General features: G+C 70.9%; 15 protein-coding genes. 5 read left to right on the top strand and 10 right to left on the bottom strand.

From position 1 onward, the window contains the following. Positions 1–252: 252 nt before the first annotated feature. The 6 genes from IEY17_RS18020 to IEY17_RS17995 form a co-directional block, all read right to left on the bottom strand. The gene (locus IEY17_RS18020) at positions 253–1098 is read right to left on the bottom strand and encodes a VOC family protein (RefSeq protein ID WP_188989255.1); all 846 of its coding nucleotides are present in this window, start codon (positions 1096–1098) and stop codon (positions 253–255) included. Between the two features lie 214 nt (positions 1099–1312). Further along, positions 1313–2161, bottom strand: a complete 849-nt coding sequence (hisG, locus tag IEY17_RS18015; protein ID WP_188989253.1) for an ATP phosphoribosyltransferase — start codon at positions 2159–2161, stop codon at positions 1313–1315. A gap of 36 nt (positions 2162–2197) precedes the next feature. Then, on the bottom strand, positions 2198–2461 hold the full coding sequence (locus IEY17_RS18010; protein ID WP_188989251.1) for a phosphoribosyl-ATP diphosphatase: 264 nt from the start codon (positions 2459–2461) through the stop codon (positions 2198–2200). A gap of 100 nt (positions 2462–2561) precedes the next feature. Continuing rightward, complete coding sequence (locus IEY17_RS18005) at positions 2562–3251, bottom strand: HAD family hydrolase (protein ID WP_188989249.1); 690 nt, start codon at positions 3249–3251, stop codon at positions 2562–2564. 139 nt (positions 3252–3390) lie between these two features. Then, entirely contained in the window at positions 3391–6927 is a 3537-nt protein-coding gene (metH, locus tag IEY17_RS18000; RefSeq protein ID WP_188989247.1) for a methionine synthase, read from the bottom strand. A gap of 109 nt (positions 6928–7036) precedes the next feature. Next, positions 7037–9406, bottom strand: a complete 2370-nt coding sequence (locus IEY17_RS17995; RefSeq protein ID WP_188989245.1) for a lysylphosphatidylglycerol synthase domain-containing protein — start codon at positions 9404–9406, stop codon at positions 7037–7039. 191 nt (positions 9407–9597) lie between these two features. Between IEY17_RS17995 and IEY17_RS17990 the strand changes: the two genes are divergently transcribed. Continuing rightward, positions 9598–10503 carry a PAC2 family protein gene (locus tag IEY17_RS17990; protein WP_308424003.1) on the top strand — a complete coding sequence of 302 codons (906 nt, stop codon included), beginning with the start codon at positions 9598–9600 and terminating at the stop codon, positions 10501–10503. A 109-nt stretch (positions 10504–10612) separates the two neighbouring features. Here the strand turns inward: IEY17_RS17990 and IEY17_RS17985 are convergent, their stop codons facing one another. Further along, the gene (locus IEY17_RS17985; protein ID WP_188989243.1) at positions 10613–11845 is read right to left on the bottom strand and encodes a styrene monooxygenase/indole monooxygenase family protein; all 1233 of its coding nucleotides are present in this window, start codon (positions 11843–11845) and stop codon (positions 10613–10615) included. Positions 11846–12115: 270 nt separating this feature from the next. Next, on the bottom strand, positions 12116–13351 hold the full coding sequence (mshC, locus tag IEY17_RS17980) for a cysteine--1-D-myo-inosityl 2-amino-2-deoxy-alpha-D-glucopyranoside ligase (RefSeq protein WP_188989241.1): 1236 nt from the start codon (positions 13349–13351) through the stop codon (positions 12116–12118). A 479-nt stretch (positions 13352–13830) separates the two neighbouring features. Between mshC and IEY17_RS17975 the strand changes: the two genes are divergently transcribed. From IEY17_RS17975 to IEY17_RS17965, 3 genes are read left to right on the top strand one after another with little or no spacing between them, the layout of a single operon-like run. After that, positions 13831–15039 carry a quaternary amine ABC transporter ATP-binding protein gene (locus IEY17_RS17975; protein ID WP_229680274.1) on the top strand — a complete coding sequence of 403 codons (1209 nt, stop codon included), beginning with the start codon at positions 13831–13833 and terminating at the stop codon, positions 15037–15039. Then, positions 15032–15928: an ABC transporter permease gene (locus IEY17_RS17970; protein ID WP_188989239.1), complete on the top strand. Its 897-nt coding sequence runs from the start codon at positions 15032–15034 to the stop codon at positions 15926–15928. Before IEY17_RS17975 ends, IEY17_RS17970 begins: the two co-directional genes overlap by 8 nt. Positions 15929–15970: 42 nt before the next feature. Then, complete coding sequence (locus tag IEY17_RS17965) at positions 15971–16870, top strand: glycine betaine ABC transporter substrate-binding protein (RefSeq protein WP_188989237.1); 900 nt, start codon at positions 15971–15973, stop codon at positions 16868–16870. A gap of 101 nt (positions 16871–16971) precedes the next feature. On the opposite strand, the gene IEY17_RS17960 is transcribed toward IEY17_RS17965, so the two are convergent. Beyond that, positions 16972–18924: a vWA domain-containing protein gene (locus IEY17_RS17960; protein ID WP_188989235.1), complete on the bottom strand. Its 1953-nt coding sequence runs from the start codon at positions 18922–18924 to the stop codon at positions 16972–16974. After that, the gene (locus tag IEY17_RS17955; protein ID WP_188989233.1) at positions 18924–20324 is read right to left on the bottom strand and encodes an ATP-binding protein; all 1401 of its coding nucleotides are present in this window, start codon (positions 20322–20324) and stop codon (positions 18924–18926) included. Before IEY17_RS17955 ends, IEY17_RS17960 begins: the two co-directional genes overlap by 1 nt. Positions 20325–20410: 86 nt before the next feature. Here IEY17_RS17955 and IEY17_RS17950 point away from each other — a divergent pair, with 86 nt between their 5' ends. After that, positions 20411–21676 carry a serine hydrolase domain-containing protein gene (locus IEY17_RS17950; protein ID WP_229680273.1) on the top strand — a complete coding sequence of 422 codons (1266 nt, stop codon included), beginning with the start codon at positions 20411–20413 and terminating at the stop codon, positions 21674–21676. Positions 21677–21731 lie beyond the last annotated feature (55 nt).

Raw genomic sequence — 21731 nt, 5'->3', positions numbered from 1 at the left:
GAGCCCGGTGCGTGAAGCCAAAACCTATGCGGTGTAAGCGATCCCTTGCGAGGCGAGGGCGTCATGCAGAACGACGAGCACGGCATACATCAACAAACGTGACGAGGTACTGGCGGCCCCCACGGTGACTTCCGGGAACTGACTGGCACTGATCGGCAGGCCGACCGGTGTCGGCATCCGCGTCGATACCCCTCCGCAGTGGACCCCCGGCGCGCGCTTTCTGCGCGGGAGGTCTTGGGTGACCTGCGCCCGTCAGTCCTCGTACGGGTCGTAGTTGGCGGCGGTGCCGAAGTCGCCCGCCTGGCTGGAGTCGATCACCGCGAAGCGGGCGCCGGTGGGGTCCCGGAGGACCGCGACGCGGCCGATGCTGGAGTCATACGGGTCCACGCGAATCCGGCCGCCGAGGCCGATCGCGCGGCGCACCAGCTCGTCGGTGCCGATCTCGGTGTCCACGCCCAGGTACAGCAGCCAGTGCGGGCGGGTGCTCTCCGTGATGAACTCGCGGATCATGCTGACCCGCGCCAGCACCGACTCGTCGCCGAGGTACCAGACCGAGTAGTCCGAGCGGTGCTCGGTGCCGAACTGCTCCGCGGTGTAGCCGAACAGCTCGTGGAAGAAGTGGTCCGCGGTCTGCGCCTTGATCGTGACGAGCTCGGCCCACATCAGCGTGCCCGGCAGGCCGACGTCGAACTGCCAGGACTCCTCCGGTTCCAGCAGGCCGAACTCGGCGTCCGCCGGCCCCACCAGCACCGCCCTGGTGCCCACCCCCGGCACGGTGCTGACCGGCACGGTCACCGCCGCGCCGAGCGCTTCGGCCGCGCGGACGGACGCCGCGCAGTCGGGGGTGGCCAGGTAGAGCCGCCAGGCCGACTGGTCGCCGGAGGCGGCGCGCAGGCTCGCCACCGGGAAGCCCTCGCGCAGGGCGATCACGTGCTCCCCGGAGGCCGGATCGGTGTGGGTCTCGTACTCCCATTCGAACAGGCCCGCGTAGAACTCGCGCGCCCGATCGAGGTTAGTGGTGATCAGCTCGATCCAGCAGGGCATCCCTGCGTAGAGCTCCCACCGCGGCGGGGTCGTCCCCGGTACCACGACGGCCATGCGTCTCACCCCCACCGGCTGCCCAAGATCGCGGCCATCCGCCATTATCCGCAGCGCCTGCGTCGTTGTGGGGGGAATCGGCGCTCACAATCCGATCAAGAATACGGAGTTTTCGGACAATCGTGATCCGGAATCGGCCCGCGCGGTCGAGCGAGGCGGTGACGGACACCCTCGACCCGGTCGGTGCCCGTCAGCACAACCCGAAGCGGTCGCCTTACAGGCGGCAGGCGCGGATGTCGGAGGAGAGAATCGCCTTGGCGCCCGCGGCGGCGAGGCGGTCCATGATCGCCGGGGCCTCCTTGCGGGAGACCATGGCGCGCACCGCCACCCAGCGCTCGTCCGCCAGCGGCGACATCGTCGGCGACTCCAGGCCCGGGGTCATCTTGGTCGCGTCGTCCAGCAGCTCGCGCGGGCAGTTGTAGTCCAGCATCACGTACTGCTGCGCGAACACCACGCCCTGCAGCCGGGCGATCATCTGGTCCTTGGCCTGCTCGGCGTCGGAGCCGCGACGCTCGATCACCACCGCCTCGGACCTGCAGATCGGGTCGCCGAAGGCCACCAGCCCGTGCTGGCGCAGCGTGCGGCCGGAGCCGACCACGTCGGCGATGGCGTCGGCGACGCCGAGCTGGATGGAGATCTCCACCGCGCCGTCGAGGCGGATCACCTCGGCCGACACGCCGTGCCGGGCCAGGTCGTCGGTGACCAGCTTCGGGTAGGAGGTGGCGATCCGCTTACCCTGCAGATCCTCGACCTTCCACTCGTGCGGGCCGGCGGGCGCGGCGTAGCGGAACGTGGAGCCGCCGAAGCCGAGCGCCAGCCGCTCTTCGACGGGGGCGCCGGAGTCCAGCGCCAGGTCTCGCCCGGTCAGGCCCAGGTCGAGTTCACCGGAGCCGACGTAGATCGCGATGTCCTTCGGGCGGAGGAAGAAGAACTCGACGTCGTTGACGGTGTCGAGGACGGTCAGGTCCCGCTGCTCATGCCGCTGCCGGTACCCGGCTTCCGCGAGCATCTCGGATGCGGGACCGGCCAGCGTGCCCTTGTTGGGCACAGCCACACGCAGCATGGGCTCGAACTCCTCGGTTTCAGCAAACGGGGTACTTCACAGGTAGCGGTAGACGTCCTCCAGGGACAAGCCCCGACCCAGCATGATCACCTGGATCCGGTACAGCAGCTGCGAGATCTCCTCGGCCAGCTGCTCGTCCGACTCGTGCTCGGCGGCGATCCACACCTCGCCGGCCTCTTCGAGGACCTTCTTGCCCTGGGCATGCACCCCGGCGTCGAGCGCGGCCACCGTCGACGAGCCCTCCGGTCGGGTGCGGGCTCGTTCCTGCAGTTCGGCGAACAACTCGTCGAAGGTCTTCACAGTGCAGATCCTTGCATCCCGGGTCGTCGGGGTTGACGGCGGACCCGTCGGTTCGGGGCCTCTGTCACGCGGGTGGGCGTCGCCGCGGTCGTGGCGGTCATCACGCGGCCCGGGTGAACAGGGCACCGAGGGTGGCGAAGTCGACGTCGGTCAGCGAGTCGCGCAGCACCCGCCGCGGGCCCGGCTGCAGCGGCACCTCGCACGGGATGGCGATCACCGTGCACCCGGCCGCCTCGGCGGAGGCCACGCCGGTGGGCGAGTCCTCGATGGCGACGCAGGACGCCGGGTCGACGCCGAGCAGCCGCGCGGCCTTCAGGTACGGCTCGGGGTGGGGCTTGTTGCGGCCGCCCACCTCGTCGCCGCAGACGGTGACGTCGAAGTTGTCCCGTCCGAGGGTCTCCAGCGCCATCTCGGTCAGCGACCGGATGGTGGAGGTCACCAGCGCGGCGGGAACGCCCAGGTCGCGGACGGCGCGCAGGGCCTCCGGGGCGCCGGGCCGCCACGGCAGGCCGTTGCGGAACAGCTCCGCCATGCGGTCGGCGACCCACGTCGCGGCCGCGTCGACCTCGGCGTCGGGGTCGGGCACGCCGATGTCGGCCAGCAGCATCATCATGCTGCGGGTCATGTTGGAGCCGACCATGGCCTCCCTGGTGGCGTCGGTGAGCTCGCCCCCACGGTGCCGCGCGTAGTCGGCCAGCGCGATCGTCCACAGCTTCTCGGAGTCGACGAGTGTGCCGTCCATGTCGAACAGCACGGCGGCGGGCGCGTCGGGACCGGCGTCGCGGGTCATCAGGTGGAGGTCTCCGTTCCGGGGATGCGGACCACAGGGCCACCTCCAGTACACCACCGGAGGTCGGACCACTCCCAGCGAAAGTGTCCCATCCCTCGTCCCCGCCTGCACGTCCACACAGGACGGTGCGCCACCGCGGTCAGGTGTTGAAGTACGTGGCCTCGGGGTGGTGGGCGACGAAGGCGTCGGTGGACTGCTCCGGGTGCAGCTGCAGCTCCTCGGAAAGCATGACGCCGATGCGCTCCGGCTGGAGCAGCTCCACCACCTTGGCCCGATCCGCCAGCTCCGGGCAGGCACCGTAGCCCAGCGAGAACCGCGCACCCCGGTAACCCAGCCGGAAGAACTCCTCCACTGTGGACGGATCTTCGGCGGACACCGGAATCCCCGACGGGAAGCGCAGTTCCTGCCGCACGCGGCGGTGCCAGTACTCCGCCAGCGCCTCGGTGAGCTGCACGCCCAACCCGTGGACCTCCAGGTAGTCGCGGTAGGCATTGCGGGCGAACAGCTCGTTGGCGTAGTCGGCGATCGGCTGCCCCATCGTCACCAGCTGCAGCGCCAGCACGTCGACCTGCCCGGACTCCTCGGCGAGTCGCCGCGGCCGGAAGAAGTCCGCCAGGCACAGCCGCCGGTCGCGCGCCTGCCGGGGGAAGGTGAACCGGCAGCGCTCCGGCGCGTCCGGCTCGTCCTTGTCCAGCACCACGAGGTCATCGCCCTCCGACACGCACGGGAAGTAGCCGTAGACCACCGCCGCGTGCCGCAGGACGCCGTCGGTGGTCAGCCGGTCCATCCAGTGCCGCAGCCGCGGCCGTCCCTCCGACTCCACCAGCTCGTCGTAGGAGGGCCCCTGTCTGGCTCCACGCAGCCCCCACTGCCCGAAGAACGTGGCGCGTTCGTCCAGGTATGCGGCGTACTCGGCGACCGGGACGCCGCGCGCGATGCGGGAACCCCAGAACGGCGGGGTCGGCACCGGCACGTCGGTGGCCACGTTCGATCGGCTCACCGGCGCGGGCTCGGCACGGCGCTTTTCGGCGATGCGCAGCGACCGCTCACGGCGGGCCCTGCGCTCGGCCTTCCTGGTCTCCTCGGCCTCGTCCGGGACCACCACGCCGCCCCGCTTGCGGGCCATGATCGAGTCCATCAGCCGCAGTCCCTCGAAGGCGTCCCGCGCGTAACGCACCTCGCCCCGGTAGAGCTCGTCGAGGTCGTTCTCCACGTAGGAGCGGGTCAGCGCCGCGCCGCCGAGCAGCACCGGGTAGCGGTCGGCCACGCCCCTGGAGTTCATCTCCTCCAGGTTCTCCTTCATGACCACCGTGGATTTCACCAGCAGCCCGGACATGCCAATGGCGTCCGCGCCGTGCTGCTCCGCGCTGTCCAGGATCGCGCCGATCGGCTGTTTGATACCCAGGTTGACCACGTTGTAGCCGTTGTTGGACACGATGATGTCGACCAGGTTCTTGCCGATGTCGTGCACGTCGCCCTTGACGGTGGCCAGCACCAGGGTGCCCTTGCCCGCGGCGGACTCCTTCTCCAGGTGCGGCTCCAGGTAGGCCACCGCCGCCTTCATCACCTCGGCGGACTGGAGCACGAACGGCAGCTGCATCTGCCCGGAGCCGAACAGCTCTCCCACGACCTTCATGCCCGCCAGCAGGTTCTCGTTGATGATCTCCAGCGGCGGCTTGTGCTCCATCGCCGCGTCCAGGTCGGCCTCCAGGCCGTTGCGCTCGCCGTCGACGATGCGCCGCTCCAGCCGCTCGAACAGCGGCAGCCGCGCCAGTTCCTCGGCCCGCGACGCCCGCTCGGATGTGGCGGTCTGGCCCTCGAACAGCTCCATCAACCGCTGCAGCGGGTCGTAGCCGGGACGCCGCCGGTCGTGCACCAGGTCGAGCGCGACCTGCCGCGGCTCGTCCGGGATCTTGTGCATCGGCAGGATCTTCGAGGCGTGCACGATCGCGGTGTCCAGCCCGGCTTCCCGGCACTCGTGCAGAAACACCGAGTTGAGCACCTGCCGGGCGGCCGCGTTCAGTCCGAAGGAGACGTTCGAGATGCCCAGCGTGGTGCGGACCCGCGGGTGCGTGCGCCTGAGCTCCCGGATCGCCTCGATGGTCTCGATGGCGTCGCGGCGCACCTCCTCCTGGCCGGTGGAGATCGGGAAGGTCAGGCAGTCGACGATGATGTCGGACTCGGCGATGCCCCAGTTCGTGGTGAGGTCCTCGATCGCCCGGTGCGCGACGCGCAGCTTCCAGTCCCTGGTGCGGGCCTGGCCCTCCTCGTCGATGCACATCACCACGACCGCGGCGCCGTGCTCGCGCACCAGCTCCAGTACCCGTCGGTAGCGGGAGTTCGGGCCGTCGCCGTCCTCGTAGTTGACCGAGTTGACCACGCAGCGCCCGCCGAGCCGCTCCAGCCCGGCGCGCAGCACCGACGGCTCGGTGGAGTCCAGCATCACCGGCAGCGTCGACGCCGTGGCCAGCCGCGACGCCAGCTCGGCCATGTCGGCCACGCCGTCGCGGCCCACGTAGTCCACGCACAGGTCGATCAGGTGTGCCCCGTCGCGGGTCTGGTTCTTGGCGATCTCGACGCACGCGTCGTAGTCCCCGGACAGCATCGCCTCGCGGAACGCCTTGGAGCCGTTGGCGTTCGTGCGCTCGCCGATGACGAGCACCGACGCGTCCTGCTCGAACGGCACCGCCTGGTACAGCGAGCTCACCCCCGGCTCGGGCTGCGGTTCGCGCGCCGGCGGCCGCACGTCACGGACGGCGTCGACGACCTGGCGGATGTGCTCACCGGTGGTGCCGCAGCAGCCGCCGACCAGCCGCGCGCCGAAGTGCGCGACGAACCCGGCGAGCGCCTCGGCCAGATCCTCCGGGGTCAGCGGATACACCGCGCCGTCGGGGCCCAGCACCGGCAGGCCCGCGTTGGGCATCACCGACAGCGGCAGCCGCGACTGCCTCGCCAGCTGCCGCAGGTGCTCGCTCATCTCCGCCGGGCCGGTCGCGCAGTTCATCCCGATCAGGTCGATGCCCAGCGGTTCCAGCGCGGTCAGCGCGGCGGTGATCTCGGTGCCCAGCAGCATCGTGCCGGTGGTCTCCACGGTGACCTGGGTGATGATCGGAACCCGCCGCCCGGCCCGCTGCATCGCCCGCTTGGCGGCCAGCACCGCCGCCTTGGCCTGCAGCAGGTCCTGGGAGGTCTCCACCAGCACCGCGTCGACGCCGCCGTCGAGCATGCCGAGGACCTGCTCCTGGTAGGCGTCCCGGAGGGCCTCGAAGGTGACGTGCCCGAGGGTGGGCAGCCTGGTGCCCGGACCCACCGCTCCCAGCACGAACCGGGGCTGCTCGGCGGTGCTGAACTCGTCGGCGCAGGCGCGGGCCAGCCGGGCGCCGCGCTCGGCGAGGTCGCGGATGCGGTCGGCGATGCCGTACTCGCCGAGGTTGGCGAGGTTCGCGCCGAAGGTGTTGGTCTCGATCGCGTCCGACCCGGCGGCCAGGTAGCCGCGGTGCACGTCCTGCACCACGTCGGGGCGGGTGACGTTGAGGATCTCGTTGCAGCCCTCCAGCCCGGCGAAGTCGTCGAGGGTCAGCGGCACCTGCTGCAGCATGGTGCCCATCGCGCCGTCGGCGACGAGGACCCGGCGCTCAAGCGCCGTCAGCAGAGGTGACCAGGAGGAGTGCGGCATGCGTCCAGCGTACGGGGCATGACCAGCCGAAATCCCAGAATGTGGTCAGCACTGGCGTCCTCAGTGGACGGAACGGGCCGGGCGCCGGTTCGATGTCGGCGCCCCGCCCCTAGATCACGCCGCGGTGCTGGAGGTAGCGGAACATCGCGATGCCGGGCAGCACCGGCAGCCAGTAGGTGAGCAGCCGCGAGGTCAGCACCGCGGTCACCGCGGCCGTCGCCGGGATGCCTATCGCGCCGAGCCCGGCCAGCAGGGCCGCCTCGACCGCGCCGAGACCGCCGGGCGAGGGCACCAGGTGGCCGAGCGTGTTGCCCACGATGAACACGATCGTCACCGCCACCCACGGCACCTGCGGGTGCACCGCCGCGAGCGAGGCCCCCAACCCCACCCCGGACACCACCAGGTAGCCGAACGCACCACCGAACAGCTGAAGCGCGCGGACCGGGTGGCGCAGCGTCTCCAGCAGCTCCCGGCCCACCTCCACCGCGGGCCGCACCAGCCGCCGCCGACCGAACGGCGAGGCGACGACGGCCGCGATGACCACCACCGCGGCGATCAACCCCACCACCACTTGCCAGCCCGTGGGGATCGTCAGGTTACCGAAGGTGCGGGTCAGGCCCACGCCGAAGACTCCGACGACGGCGACCACGAACGCCACGGCACCGGTTCCCGCCTGGTTCAGCAGCGTCACTCCCACCGCCAGCGACCGCCGCAGCCCCAACCGTTCCAGGAACACCACGTTGATCCCGAAGAACCCGGCCCCGCCGGGCGTGGTGCGTCCGGTGAACGCCGCGGCCACCTGCACCGCGAGGGTGCTCCAGAACGGCAGCGGGATGCGGCTGGAGCCCTGCACCGAGATCGACGAGAACACGATCGCCGCAAAACCGGTCGCCGTCGCCACCACCAACCACGTCCAGTCGGCGTGCCGCAACGCCGTCAGCACCTCGCGCATGCTGGCCAGCTCCGGCAGCAGCAGGTAGACGGCAGCGCCCACCAGCAGCAGGCCCACGACGGTCACCGGACGCACCGGGGAGCGGAAACCGGGGATGGGGCACTCCAGCCGGTCGGCCAGCGTCTCACGCAGGTCGACCAGCAGGAATCGCCCGCGCTCGGCCTGCGCGCGGATCCGGCGCGGTAACGCCAGCGGCACAAGGTTGCGCAGCGCGACCTGCAGCTGGTCGCGGGGCAGCGCGCGGATCGCGGAGTCGACGGCGCGGTCGGTGCCGACCACCGTCGCCAGCGACACCAGCGCCTCGGCCAGGTCTCGGGCGCAGCGGCCCGGGTCGGCACCCGCGTGGCCGAACGTGAAGCTCAGCAGCCATGGCCGCCCGTCCGAGTCGACCAGGAAGTTCTTGGCCCGCAGGTCGTGGTGCGCGATGCGGGCGGCCCCCAGCGCGGCCACCTGCTCCCAGATGGCCGCCAGCAGGTCGTCGCCGATCTCGTCGGGCGCCAGTTCCGGCAGCCGGCGTCCGGGGATCTCCCGCACCACCAGCAGCGCGGGCGCGTGCTTGACGTCACAGGCCAGCACCACCTCGGGGGTGCGTACCCCGACCCGCTCGGCCAGCAGCGTCACGTACGCCTCGTGCTCGACCTCGTGGTGCGGGGTGGACAGCCGCGGCTCGTCCTGCACCTCCTGCGCGGCCAGCAGCCGCTTGAGCTTGTACCAGTAGCCGCCGCGCCGGCTCAGCCGCCGCACCACCTTGACCCGCAGCCCACCGTCTGCGGTCTGCACCGCGAACTCGCGCGGCTCCAGCAGCCGGTGCCGCAACGCGACGATCGAGGTCGGCGCCAGCCCCGCCATCTCCAACTCGCCGCGCACCACCTCGTGCGAGATGCGCCGCCCCGGGGCGCCCCAGACGACGTGGCACAGCGCCCCGACACCCCAGCCCAGCAGCGCACCGCCGACCACGCCCAGCGGCAGGAATCCGCCGAGGTGCACCTCGGCCACCCCGACCAGCACGACCAGCGCCCACCCGACATAGCGGGCGGCCCCGCCCAGGTAGGGCGCGACGACCACGACCAGCACGGCGACGACGGCGACCGAGTCGGCGGGGAAGGGCACGCCTTCGACCGGCCCGGCGAACGGCGGCGGCACCGGGCGCACACCGACCAGTTGGTGCAGTATCTGGGCGATGCCCCAGGTCAACGCGCCTGATGTCGCGCACAGCAGGGCGACGCGTATCCAGCCGGCGTACAGCGCCACGGCCGTCACCGCCGCGATGCCCGCCCACGACCCGAGCCAGGTCAGCGCCACCCACAGCGGATCGGAGGCCGCCGGGATGCGTCCCAGCTGCTGGTAGACGGCCAGTTCCACCAGGTTGGGCGGCACCAGCACCAGCAGCACGCTCAGCGCCAGCAGGCCGCCGACGAGGGCGAGGTTGAGCAGGTCGCGGGGGCGGCGGCCGATCGACAGCCGCAACCGGGTCCGCGGGGAGATGCCGATCCCCTCGCTCGTCGTCGTATCCGCGTCGCTGCGCACTCCCCGGCTCGGCTTCCCTCGACCGTCCCTGACCCGGTGCGGGCCTTTCCCCGGCACCGGGAATTAAACCCGCCCGGCGCGGCGCGGGCACCCGCTGAGCACGGCGGACCGAACTGTCCACAGCAGACCCCGCCCGGGCCGGGGCCCGGATGTGCCGCACCCGCGTCGACGTGGCGTCGTAGGCTTGCGTAGTGACCGATCGCGACGCACACACCACCGGACAACCGCGCGCCGAACTGCCCGAACTGACCGACCCGATCGTAATCCAAGCCTTCGAGGGCTGGAACGATGCAGGCGACGCCGCCAGCTCCGCGATCGAGCACCTGCAGCTCATCTGGGACGCGACGCCGCTGAGCGAGATCGACCCCGACCCCTACTACGACTTCCAGGTCACCCGACCGACGGTCAAGCTGGTCGACGGCATCACCCGCAAGGTCACCTGGCCGACGACCCGGCTGACGGTGTGCCGCCCGCCGGGCTGCCCGCACGACGTGGTCCTGGTGCACGGCATCGAGCCGAACATGCGGTGGCGGTCGTTCTGCGCCGAACTCGTCGGGCAGATCGAGCGGCTCGGGGCCCGCACCGTGGTCACGCTCGGGGCCCTGCTGGCGGACGCGCCGCACACCCGGCCGGTGCCGGTGAGCGGAGCGGCCTACGACACCGCCTCGGCGGCCCGCTACGGCCTGGAGCGCTCGCGCTACGAGGGACCGACCGGGATCGTCGGCGTCTTCCAGGACGCCTGTGTGCAGGCCGGCATCCCGGCCATCTCCTTCTGGGCGGCGGTGCCGCACTACGTGTCCCAGCCGCCGTCGCCGAAGGCGACCCTGGCGCTGCTGCACCGGGTGGAGGAGGCGCTGGACGTCGAGGTACCGCTGGGCAACCTGCCCGAGCAGGCCGAGGAGTGGGAGCAGACGGTCAGCGAGATGGCCGAGGAGGACGAGGATGTCCGCAACTACGTCCGCGCGCTGGAGGAGCGCGGGGACGCCGAGGTCAAGCTGACCGAGACCAGCGGTGACGCCATCGCCGCGGAGTTCGAGCGCTACCTGCGTCGCCGCGGGCCGGGCGGCAAGGGTCCGCTGGGTCCCGGCAAGGGCTGAGGCGTAGCGGCTGGCGGCTCATGGACTGGACCCTGCTCCCGCAGAGCGGTCCAGTCCATTTTTTGCGTCCCTGCGGATCGGAGCCACCATGCCACGCCCATGCGGCGTCTCACCCCACCCCGACCGTCCCCAGGTACTCGGCGGCCCCCTGCGGGTCGAGGAACCACGTGCCGAAGTCCGCCGGATCGTCGAACCCGTTGGCGAAGCGGTCGCGGATGGCCGGGACCTCGGTCGCCGCGGCGAGAAGCGCCGACACGTGCGGCGGTGCGGGCCGCACGAACGCGTTGGTCCACACCGACACGTGCCGCGCGTAGTCCCAGAAGCCGTCGAACGTTTGCTGCATCCACTCCGGGTCGAACGGCTCCTCGCCGCGCCGCACGATGCTGTCCAGGTAGGACTCCGCGCACTTGCTGGCGCTGTTGGCCCCCTGCCCGGTGACCGGATCGTTGGTGACCACCACGTCGCCCATGCCCAGCACCGGTGTCCCGGAGGGCAGCTGCGCGACCGGCTTGCGGACCACCGGGGTCACCGCCCCGGACAGGGTGGCCAGATCGTCGGTGAGCTCGGCGTCGGTGAAGCGCTCGTACTCCCACGGCACGTACCGGCGCATCAGCTCCCGCATCCGGTGCCAGTGCTCCCTGGGCCCGGGCCGGTCGGCCCAGCAGTCCAGCGGACCGCCGGGCACGCCTTCGAAGAACGGGATGTCGCAGGGGCCGTCGACGGTGTAGCCGGGGATCACGAACAGTTCGCCCACGCCCGGGATGGCGGTGAAACGCACCACGGTGTCGCCGTCCGGTTCCGACGGTTGGGCACCACGCACGTACGACACCGCGAGCACGCGTTGCGGTTCGGTGAACTCGCAGCGCCGGTCGTCGCGTTCGAAGATCGTCCCGAGCTCACCGGCACCGGTCGCGACCACGACCAGGTCATAACCGCGGCTGGCGGCATCCAGCTCGGCCACGCCGATGCGGCGGTAGTCGACCTCGCCACCGCGTTCGGTGAACAGCTCCAGCCAGCGCGCCATCTTCACCCGCTGGTCCACCGACTGGGCGGGCGCCCGGAGCTCTCCCAACCAGGTCAGCTCCTGCTTGCCGCCGGGACCGGCGAGCCCGAACCGCAGACCGCGGATGTCCGGGGCCTCGCCGTCCCACAGGTTCAGGCCGTGGCGGCGCTCGTGCCGCCGGGCCGTGCCGAACAGGCACTGGGTGGACATGATCCGACCGTTGCGGACGTCCTCCGGCTTGCGCGCCGAGATCATCGTCACGTCGTACCCGCGCTCCTGGAGGCCGAACGCCAACTGCAGTCCGGACTGCCCCGCGCCGACGATCAGGACCTTCCGCATTCCCCGACCACCTTTCGATCCGGTCCCCGACCCAGGACGCGACCGATCGGCGCCGCATTGCGCTGCGCTTACGACCGATCTCTCCCGGTAGTCGGGGCGAATCAAACCAAACCAAACGCGATCGCGGAAGACCACCGATCCGACCGGACAGCGTTCACGAGGGCAACTTTTCCCAGGTTTTCCCGCGTGTTTTCCCGGAATTTCCCCAGGTGATCGAGTGACGTGGGAGGAGTGATCGGGATGGCCCGGACCATCCCGATCTGGTTCGGTTCAGAGTTCGACGCCCAGCAGCGCATCCACCGCGGTGCGGATCAACGTCGGGGCCGCCGGGTCGTCACCGCCTCCGGCGAGCGCCGCGTCGGCCCATTCGTCCACCGCCCGCAGCGCCTGCTGCGTGTCGAGATCGTCCGACAGCCGTTCGCGAAGCCGCTGCACGGTCGGCTCCGCCGCCGGGCCCGCGTCCCGCGCGACGGCCTCCCGCCAGCGGGCGAGCCGAGCCGCGCCGCCGGTCAGCAGGTCGGCCGTCCACGACCGGTCGGTGCGGTAGTGGCCGTCCAGCAGCGCCAGCCGGATCGCCATCGGGTCCACCCGGTCGCCCCGCAGCCGGGAGACGAACACCAGGTTGCCTCGGGACTTGGACATCTTCTCGCCGTCCAATCCGATCATCCCGGCGTGCACGTAGTGCTTGGCGAACGGGTGCTCGCCGGTCAGCGACTCGGCGTGCGCCGCGCTGAACTCGTGGTGCGGGAAGATCAAATCCGATCCACCGCCCTGCACGTCGAAGCCCAGGCCCAGCCGGTTCAGCGCGATCACGGAGCACTCCAGGTGCCAGCCCGGCCGGCCCGCACCCAGCTCGGAGTCCCAGGACGGTTCGCCGTCGCGGGCGGCCCGCCACAGCAGGGCGTCGAGCGGGTGCTCCTTGCCCTCCCGGTCCGGGTCGCCGCCGCGTTGGGCGAACAACGCGCGCATGGTCGCCTCGTCGTAGTGCGACTCGTAGCCGAAGCGCCCGGTGGCCTGGTGCCGGAAGTAGATGTCGGGGTGCTCGTCGTCGACGCGGTAGGCCGCGCCGGAGGACAGCAGCTTGCCGACCGCCTCGACGATCTCCGGGATCGCCTCGACGGCGCCGACGAAGTCCGTGGGCGGCACGACCCGCAGTGCCTCCATGTCCTCGCGGAACAGCGCGGTCTCCCGCATCGCGAGCACGATCCAGTCCTCGTTGTCCCGGTTGGCGCGCTCGAGCAGCGGGTCGTCGATGTCGGTGACGTTCTGCACGTAGTGCACCTGGTGACCGTTGTCCAGCCAGACCCGGTGGATCAGGTCGAACGCCAGGTACGTCGCGGCGTGGCCGAGGTGGGTGGCGTCGTACGGCGTGATGCCGCAGACGTACATCCGCGCGACGGCCCCGGGTTCGGTGGGTCTGATCTCACCGGCGGCGGTGTCGAAGAGGTGCAGGGGGCGCGGTTGGCCCGGCACCTGGGGCACGGGAACCGATGACCAGGGTTGCATGCGTCCGACCTTAATCGTCCGGGACCGGTGGACGCCCCCACCGGCACCATCGCCCGTATCACATCGTGGGAACAGCTGGGAAAGAGATCTTGTCGAATCCCTTCGGAAAACGGTCACGAATTCACTCCACCGCCGGGAGCCAAACACCGGAGAGAAGGTCAACAAAACCGCCCACAACCGGCGTTTCAGATCATGCCGTACGACCGTATCGCCACATCTGACACGAAGTGGGATCATCTTGCAAAAAGATTCGGTAACCGCACGTCACGGGCCCATAATCAGCGTGCGGGAAACACCCGGCGTAACCGGATCTTCCACCGGAAATCCGGACACCAGGATGGCGCCGAGCACGATTACCGCAACAGAAAGGACTCGATCACGAATCGCCGGGCAGGAGAGATTCGATCCACTGAAACCGACAATTCACGCAGCCGCCGAGCGATCACATCCGAGCTCGGCTGAGCAGGTGGAGGCGAACGGTGACATCGGTACGCGTGGAGCACCTCTACAAGATCTTCGGCCCACAGCCGACCGAGCAGGTTCGCCGCCTGCAAGCGGGTGCCAGCCAGAAGGAGATCCGGGCGGCGGGGGCCACCGCCGCGGTGGTGGATGCGACATTCGAGGTGGCCGAGGGCGAGACCTTCGTGGTGATGGGCCTGTCCGGGTCCGGCAAGTCCACGCTCATCCGGATGCTCAACGGGCTGCTCACGCCCACCTCCGGGCACGTCTACGTGGACGGTGACGACATCACCGGGATGTCCCGCAAGCAGCTGCGCACCATGCGCCAGCGCACGATGAGCATGGTCTTCCAGCACTTCGCGCTGTTCCCACACCGCACGGTTCTGGAGAATGCCGGTTACGGGCTGGAGGTCCGCGGCAGCGACCGGTCCGAGATCGTCGAGAAGGCCCGCGAAGCGCTGAGCATGGTCGGCCTCGCGGGCTGGGAGGAGCGCTACCCCCAGCAGCTCTCCGGCGGGATGCGCCAGCGCGTGGGCCTGGCCCGCGCCCTGGCCGCGCACACCGACGTGCTGCTGATGGACGAGGCGTTCAGCGCCCTGGACCCGCTGATCAAGCGGGAGATGCAGGACCAGTTGGTGCGCCTGCAGGCCAAGCTGGGCAAGACGATCATCTTCATCACCCACGACCTCAACGAGGCGATGCGGCTGGGCGACCGGATCGCCATGATGCGGGCGGGCCGGATCGTGCAGATCGGCACCGCCGAGCAGATCCTCAACGAACCCGCCGACGACTACGTCGCCGAGTTCGTCCAGGACGTCGACCGCAGCCGGGTGCTCACCGCGGCGTCCCTGGCCGAACCCCGGCCAACCGTCTCCGCGCAGAGTCGCCCGGACGAGGCGTTGACGCAGCTGCGCCGCCTGGACACCGACCTGCTGCTGGTCACCGACGGCGACCAGCTCCTGCTGGGCGAGCTCAGCGCCGCTGCCGCCGAAAAGGCGTACCGCGACGGCAGTGCCGACATCCGTTCGGTGTTGACGCCGGTCGCCGACGCCGTGGACGGCAGCACGCCGATGAAGGACCTCTTCGTCCGGATGAGCTCTCGGACGGCACCGGTGCCGGTGATCGACCAGCAACGACGGCTGCTCGGCGTGGTCACGCCGACGGCCGTGTTCCAGGCGCTGAGCCGGGAGGCCGCAGCACCCACCACCGAGGAGGCGTCCGATGTCTGATGCCCACCACGTCGCGACCCAGCTCGAACTGCCGCGCATCCCGATCGGCGACTGGTTCGCGGCCGCAGTCAGCTGGCTGAACAACAACGTCGGACCGCTGTTCGACTTCATCGACACGGTGCTGCGCTCGGCGGTCGACGGGCTGACCTACGCGCTGACCTTCCTGCCCGACCTGGTCATGGTGCTGGTGTTCACCGCGCTGGCGCTGTGGCTGCGCAGCTGGAGGTTCGCCGTGTTCACCCTGATCGGCTTCGGGCTGATCGCGAGCATGCAGGAGTTCACCGCCGCGATGCAGACCCTCTCGCTCGTGCTGGTGGCCAGCATCATCGCGATCGCCATCGGCATCCCGGTGGGCGTCCTGGCGGCGCGCCACGCGCGGGTGAGCCAGGTGGTGCGGCCGGTGCTGGACCTGATGCAGACCATGCCCGCGTTCGTCTACCTCATCCCGGTCATCTTCTTCTTCAACATCGGGGAGGTGCCGGGCGTGGTCGCCACGGTGATCTTCGCGCTGCCGCCGGGGGTTCGGCTGACCGAGCTGGGTATCCGGCAGGTGGACCGGGAGGTGGTCGAGGCGGGCGAGGCGTTCGGCGCGCCGGCCCGCAGCATCCTCACCGGCATCCAGCTGCCGCTGGCCATGCCGTCGATCATGGCCGGGATCAACCAGGTGATCATGCTGTCGCTGTCGATGGTGGTCATCGCGGGCATGGTCGGTGCCGAGGGGCTGGGCACCAACATCTACCAGGCGGTCACCCGGGTCCAACTCGGCCTGGGCTTCGAGGCCGGGTTGTCGGTCGTGATCCTCGCGGTCTACCTGGACCGCATCACCGCGGTGTTGTCCGACCGCTCGCCGGTGGCGCGGGCGGAACGCAAGGCGGCCCGGGTCCGCTGAGTCCGGCCGCGGTCCGTTCGTCGCAGAAAGGCAGGGCAAGCAATGTTGACCAGCACAAGACCACGAACACTCGTCGCACTCCTCGCCGCGTTGGCCGCCCTGGTGCTGGTGGTCGCGGGGTGCGGAGGCCGCGAGCCCCAGACCGGACAGCAGGCCAAGGCGATCAACATCGGCTACATCGCCTGGGACGAGGACATCGCCGTCACCTACCTCTACAAGGAGCTGCTGGAGCAGCGGGGCTACCGGGTCAACGCGACGGAACTCGAGGTCGGCCCGATCTACGCCGGACTCGCGCAGGGCAACCCGGACCTGTTCCTGGACACCTGGCTGCCGCAGACCCACAGCGACTACTGGAAGCAGTACGGGCCCCAGCTGGAGGACCTCGGCGTCTGGTACGACAAGGGCACCCTGAACATCGCCGTGCCCAAATATCTGACCGACATCAACTCGATCGACGACCTCAAGGGCCGGGCGGGCCTGTTCAACGGTGTGATCACCGGCATCGACCCGGGTGCCGGGCTGAGCCGCACCACCAAGGACGGCGCGATCCCGGCCTACGGCCTCACCGGTGAGTACACCCTGCAGACCTCGTCGACCACAGCGATGCTCGCGTCGCTGGAGAAGGCGATCAACGAGCAGAAGCCGATCGTGGTGACGCTGTGGCACCCGCACTGGGCCTACGCGCGGTACCCCATCAAGGACCTGCAGGACCCGAAGGGCGCGATGGGTCAGGCCGAGCAGCTGCACGCCGTCGGACGCCAGGGGTTCACCCGGGACTTCCCCGAGGTCGCCGAGATGATCAGGAATTTCCGGCTGACCGACGAGCAGCTTTCCTCGCTGGAGAACGAGATCAACAGCGCGCAGAAGGGCCAGGAGCAGGCCGCGGCGCGCAGGTGGGCCGACGCGCACCCGGAGGTGATCAACTCCTTCGCGGGTGGGTGACCGCACCCGGCGGTGGCCGGCAGGCGTCCGCCCACCGGCCGCCACAACTCGCACCGAGGGCGATCCCGACGCGCTGATGTCCGCCGGACTCGCAGGCCCGGTCAGCGGCGGCGTTTGGTGCGGAGGTAGTCGCCCACCACCGCCGCGCCCAGGCCGTCCGGAGTGGGGGCCAGGACCCGGCCGCCGCCGCGGCGGGCCACCAGGTCCACGAACGCCGCCAGGCGCGGGTCGTCGCCCAGCATGAACACGCTCAGGGTGGTGCCCAGGCGGTTCAGGGCGTCCACTTCGGACAGTGTGACCCGCAGGGTGTGGGGGCTCGGCGGGTACTGGAACACCGCCTCGCCGTCCGGTTCCAGGTGCGCCGTCGGCTCGCCGTCGGTCACCACCAGCACGACCGGTTTGGCGTCCGGGTGACGCCGCAGGTGGCGGCCCGCCAGCAGCAGCGCGTGGTGCAGGTTCGTACCCTGCTCCCACACCCCCTCCAGCGCCGCCAGCTCACTGGCGTCCACTGTGGATGCATACCGGCCGAAGGTGACCAGTTGCAGGGCGTCCGAGCGGAACCGGGTGGCCACCAGGTGGTGCAGTGCGAGCGCGGTGCGCTTCATCGGCACCCACCGCCCGTCCTGCACCATCGACCACGACGTGTCCACGCACAGCGCCACCGCCGCCCGGGACCGCTGCTCGGTCTCGGCCACCTCCAGGTCCGAGATGTCCAGCAGCGGCGCGTCCGGCCCCTCCGCGGCGCGCCGCAGCACCGCGTTGCGGACCGTACGGGAGGCGTCCCACGGCTCCGCGTCGCCGTACTCCCACGGCCGGGTGGTTCCGGTCAGCTCCCCCGCCGCGCCCGCGCGGTCGGTGTCGCGTTCACCGCGCCTGGTACGCAGCTGCGAGATCACCGACCGCAACGCGGTCTCGCCGAGCCGCCGCATCGCCCGCGGGCTCAACCGCAGGCTGCCGTCCGGTGCCCGCTGCAGCAGGCCCTGCTGCCGCAGCTGCCGCTCGATCTCCGCCAGCCGCTGGGCGTCGACGACCGCCTGCGGACCCAGCTGCCGCTCCAGCGCCTCCAGGTCGATGTCGGCCAGGCTCGCGCCGGGATACCCCTGGCTCAGCTGTTCGGCCAGCCGGTCCATCTCGCCGAGTTCGGCCATCGCCGCCGTCGCGTCGGCCAGCCCCATCGGCTGGTCGCCGCGGAACCGCGCCCGCCCGGCCCAGTCCTCGCCGGGCCGCAGGGCCCGCAACTGCTGGTCGAGCCGTCGCAGCGCCTGCCCGATGCGCGGGTCCCCGAACGCCTGCTGCGACAGCGCCAGCAGTTCGTCGCGCTGCTGCTCGCTCATCGAGTTCAGCAGCCGCTGCGCCGCGGCCGAGCGGGCTGCCAGCGCGTCGATCAGCTCGTCGACGTCGCGCGGGTTCTCCGGGAAGAACTCCCCGTGCTGCCGCATGAACTGCTCGAACTTCTGCTGGACGTCGGCGTCGCCGCGGGCGTGCGCGGCCAGCAGCGCCGAGAGGTCGTCGAGCATCTGCCGGATCCGCTCGACGTCCTCGGGCGTGACCTGCTGCATGGCCTGCTTGATGCCCTGGAAGCGCTGCTGCAGGAACTCGGTGCCCAGCAGCTGCTGGATCTCCTCGAACGTCTCCCGGGCGTCCGAGGAGCGCCAGTCGTAGGAGGACAGCTCCGAGACCTGCCCGGCCACGTCCGGCGGCAGCGCATCCAGCTGCAGTTCACGGAAGCGCGCGTCCTCACTGGTGTCGGCGGCCAGCGCGAGCCGCTCCTGCCGCAGCGCGCGGTCCAGCAGCCTCCGCACCTCGGAGAGCGTGCCGTCGAGCCGGTGGCGGCGTTGCAGCTCGCTGCGCCGCTGCCACAACCGCCGGGTCAGCTCGTCGAGCCCGGCGGTGTCGCGGGTCCCGGTGCGCAGCAGCTCCTCCAGCGCCGAGCGCGGCGACGCGCCCTCCATCACGTCTCGGCCGATCTGGTCCAGCGCGGCGCGCAGATCCACCGGCGGCGCCAACGGATCGGCGCCGCCGTGCCACGCGTTGTACCGGAACCGGCGGCTCATCAGCTGTACACCGACCTGTCGTCCTCGGCGTCCTTGCCAATCTTCTTGGCCAGGTAGAGCGATTCCAGCGCGAGTTCCACGGCGCTGGCGATCCGGCCCGGCGGGTCGCCCGGGCGCACCCCGAGCCGTTCGGCGACCTGGTGCAGCACCGGCAGCTCCGGTAGCGCGGTCAGCACGTCCCGGCCGGAGATCCGCTCACCAGTGGCCACCGGGTGGCCATCGGCGACGGCCTGCGCCAGCGGCTGCAGGTCGAGCCCGGCGAACAGGCCGCGCGCGGTGTCGGCGACCGAGCGGCGCAGCAGGTAGCCGAGCAGCTCGTCCTCGCGGCCCTCCTCACCCGCCTCGAACTCGATCTTGCCGCGCAGCACCGCGGGCACCGCCGCCAGGTCGACCGGCCGCGCCACCGCCGGGGACTCCCCGGTGAGCGCCGCCCGGTGCAGCGCCGCCGCCGACACCGTCTCGGCCGCGGCGATGGCGAAGCGCGCCGAAACCCCGGAGCGCTGGTCCACCGCCGGCGACTCGCGCAGGTGGCCGACGAACCGGGCCAGCACCTCCAGCAGGTGGTCGCCGACCTCGGCGGGCAGATCCGCCTCCTGGCGCACCAGCGACACCTCGTCGTCGATGTCCAGCGGGTAGTGGGTGCGGATCTCCGCGCCGAAGCGGTCCTTCAGCGGCGTGATGATCCGGCCGCGGTTGGTGTAGTCCTCGGGGTTGGCGGTGGCCACCAGCAGCACGTCAAGCGGCAGCCGCAGGCTGTAGCCGCGGATCTGGATGTCGCGCTCCTCCATCACGTTCAGCAGCGCGACCTGGATCCGCTCGGCCAGGTCGGGCAGCTCGTTGATGGTGACGATGCCCCGGTGCGCGCGTGGCACCAGTCCGAAGTGGATGGTTTCGGGGTCGCCCAGCGAGCGGCCCTCGGCCACCTTGACCGGGTCCACGTCGCCGACCAGGTCGCCGACCGAGGTGTCCGGGGTGGCGAGTTTTTCCACGTAGCGCTCGCTGCGGTGCCGCCAGGCCACCGGCAGGTCGTCGCCGAGCTCGGCGGCGCGTCGCCGCGATGCCGGGGTGATGGGCTGCAGCGGGTGCTCGCCCAGCTCGGAGCCCTCGATGACCGGCGTCCACTCGTCCAGCAGTTCGGTGAGGCCACGCAGCAGCCGCGTCTTGCCCTGTCCGCGCTCGCCGAGCAACACCACGTCGTGCCCGGCGATCAGGGCGCGTTCCAGCTGCGGCAGCACGGTCTGGTCGAAGCCGACGATGCCGGGCCACAGCGTCCGGCCGGAGCGCAGCGCGGTCAGCAGGTTGGCGCGCACCTCGGCCTTCACGCTGCGCGGGTGGTGGCCGCTGGTCCGCAGCTCCCCCGCCGTGCGGGGCAGCCCTGGGGGTGGAGTCGGGTTCGTCACCCCTTCGACGCTACCGCCCAGGACCGACGAGCGCTGCCATAGCGGAAAGGTTTTCGGATGTCGGGCGGGGAGAGTAGAAACATCCCGTGGCACGAACTTCCCAGGAGGACCAGGTGGGCCTGCAGATCGAGGTGGATCCCGGCGAGGTCGGTTTCGACGCGGCGCGGCTGCAGCGCATCGACCGGCACTTCGCGCGGTACGTGGAGTCCGGGAAGCTGCCCGGGTGGCTGGTGCTGGTGACCCGCCACGGCAGGATCGCCCACCTGGGCATGCACGGCTTCGCCGACATCGACAGCGGCACGCCCGTGCGGCCCGACACGCTGTTCCGGATCTACTCGATGACCAAACCGGTCACCTCGGTGGCGATCATGATGCTGCACGAGGAGGGCGCGCTCGAACTCACCGACCCGGTCAGCGACGTCATCCCGTCCTTCGCTGACCTGCGGGTCTACTGCGGCGGCACCGCGCGAGCGCCGCAGACCCGCCCGGCCACCGAGCCGATGCGGATCTGGCACCTGCTCACCCACACCTCCGGGCTCACCTACGCCTTCCACTACCTGAACCCGGTCGACGAGCTGTACCGGCGTGCGGGTTTCGAGAACGGCATGCCCGAGGACCTGGACCTGGCTGGCTGCTGCGACGAGTGGGCGTCGATGCCGCTGCTGTTCGACCCCGGCACGGCCTGGAACTACTCGGTGTCCACCGACGTGCTGGGGCGGGTCGTGGAGGTGGTGTCCGGGCAGACGCTGGACGAGTTCTTCCGTACCCGCATCTTCGAGCCGCTGGGCATGACCGACACCGGGTTCGCCGTCGACCGGGCCGACGCCGACCGGCTGGCCACCCTGTATGTGGCCGACCCGCAGGGCCGGGCCCAGCGGCACCCGCGCCACGAGGAGGCGCACGCGGCGGCGTTCGAGCTGCCCAAGGCGCTCTCCGGCGGTGGCGGGCTGATCTCGTCGGCGCACGACTACCACCGGTTCACGCAGATGCTGCTGCGCGGTGGCGAACTGGACGGGGCGCGGCTGCTCGGTAGCCGGACCGTGCGGTACATGACCCGCAACCACCTGCCCGGTGGCGCCGACCTGGAGTCGATGGCGCTGGGCGCGTTCTCCGAGGCGGCGTACGCGGGCAAGGGGTTCGGGCTGGGCTTCTCGGTGCTGGAGGACCCGACCGCGGCGAAGGTGATCGGGTCGGCGGGCGAGTTCGCGTGGGGCGGTCTGGCCAGCACGGCGTTCTGGGTGGACCCGGCCGAGGACCTCACCGTGGTGTTCCTCACCCAGCTGATGCCATCAAGCACCCACCCAATCCGCAGCCAACTCCACCAACTCGTCTACCAGGCCCTGGTCGACTAACCCCCCACCCCGCCCCAGGCATGTCTCCAACTCAAGGCAAATCGGGGCCGCTGGC

The sequence above is a fragment of the Saccharopolyspora thermophila genome, assembly GCF_014646075.1.
Taxonomy (GTDB): Bacteria; Actinomycetota; Actinomycetes; order Mycobacteriales; family Pseudonocardiaceae; genus Saccharopolyspora; species Saccharopolyspora thermophila.
Note: the sequence above shows the minus strand (reverse complement) of the source record. Positions and strands in the feature narration are given on the sequence as shown.

Excerpts from the sequence above, each read along its gene's own strand:
- IEY17_RS18020 (WP_188989255.1), bottom strand. The coding sequence starts at position 1,098 with ATGGCCGTCGTGGTACCGGGGACGACCCCGCCGCGGTGGGAGCTCTAC.
- hisG (WP_188989253.1), bottom strand. The coding sequence starts at position 2,161 with ATGCTGCGTGTGGCTGTGCCCAACAAGGGCACGCTGGCCGGTCCCGCA.
- IEY17_RS18005 (WP_188989249.1), bottom strand. The coding sequence starts at position 3,251 with ATGACCCGCGACGCCGGTCCCGACGCGCCCGCCGCCGTGCTGTTCGAC.
- metH (WP_188989247.1), bottom strand. The coding sequence starts at position 6,927 with ATGCCGCACTCCTCCTGGTCACCTCTGCTGACGGCGCTTGAGCGCCGG.
- IEY17_RS17985 (WP_188989243.1), bottom strand. The coding sequence starts at position 11,845 with ATGCGGAAGGTCCTGATCGTCGGCGCGGGGCAGTCCGGACTGCAGTTG.
- mshC (WP_188989241.1), bottom strand. The coding sequence starts at position 13,351 with ATGCAACCCTGGTCATCGGTTCCCGTGCCCCAGGTGCCGGGCCAACCG.
- IEY17_RS17970 (WP_188989239.1), top strand. The coding sequence starts at position 15,032 with ATGTCTGATGCCCACCACGTCGCGACCCAGCTCGAACTGCCGCGCATC.
- IEY17_RS17965 (WP_188989237.1), top strand. The coding sequence starts at position 15,971 with ATGTTGACCAGCACAAGACCACGAACACTCGTCGCACTCCTCGCCGCG.
- IEY17_RS17960 (WP_188989235.1), bottom strand. The coding sequence starts at position 18,924 with ATGAGCCGCCGGTTCCGGTACAACGCGTGGCACGGCGGCGCCGATCCG.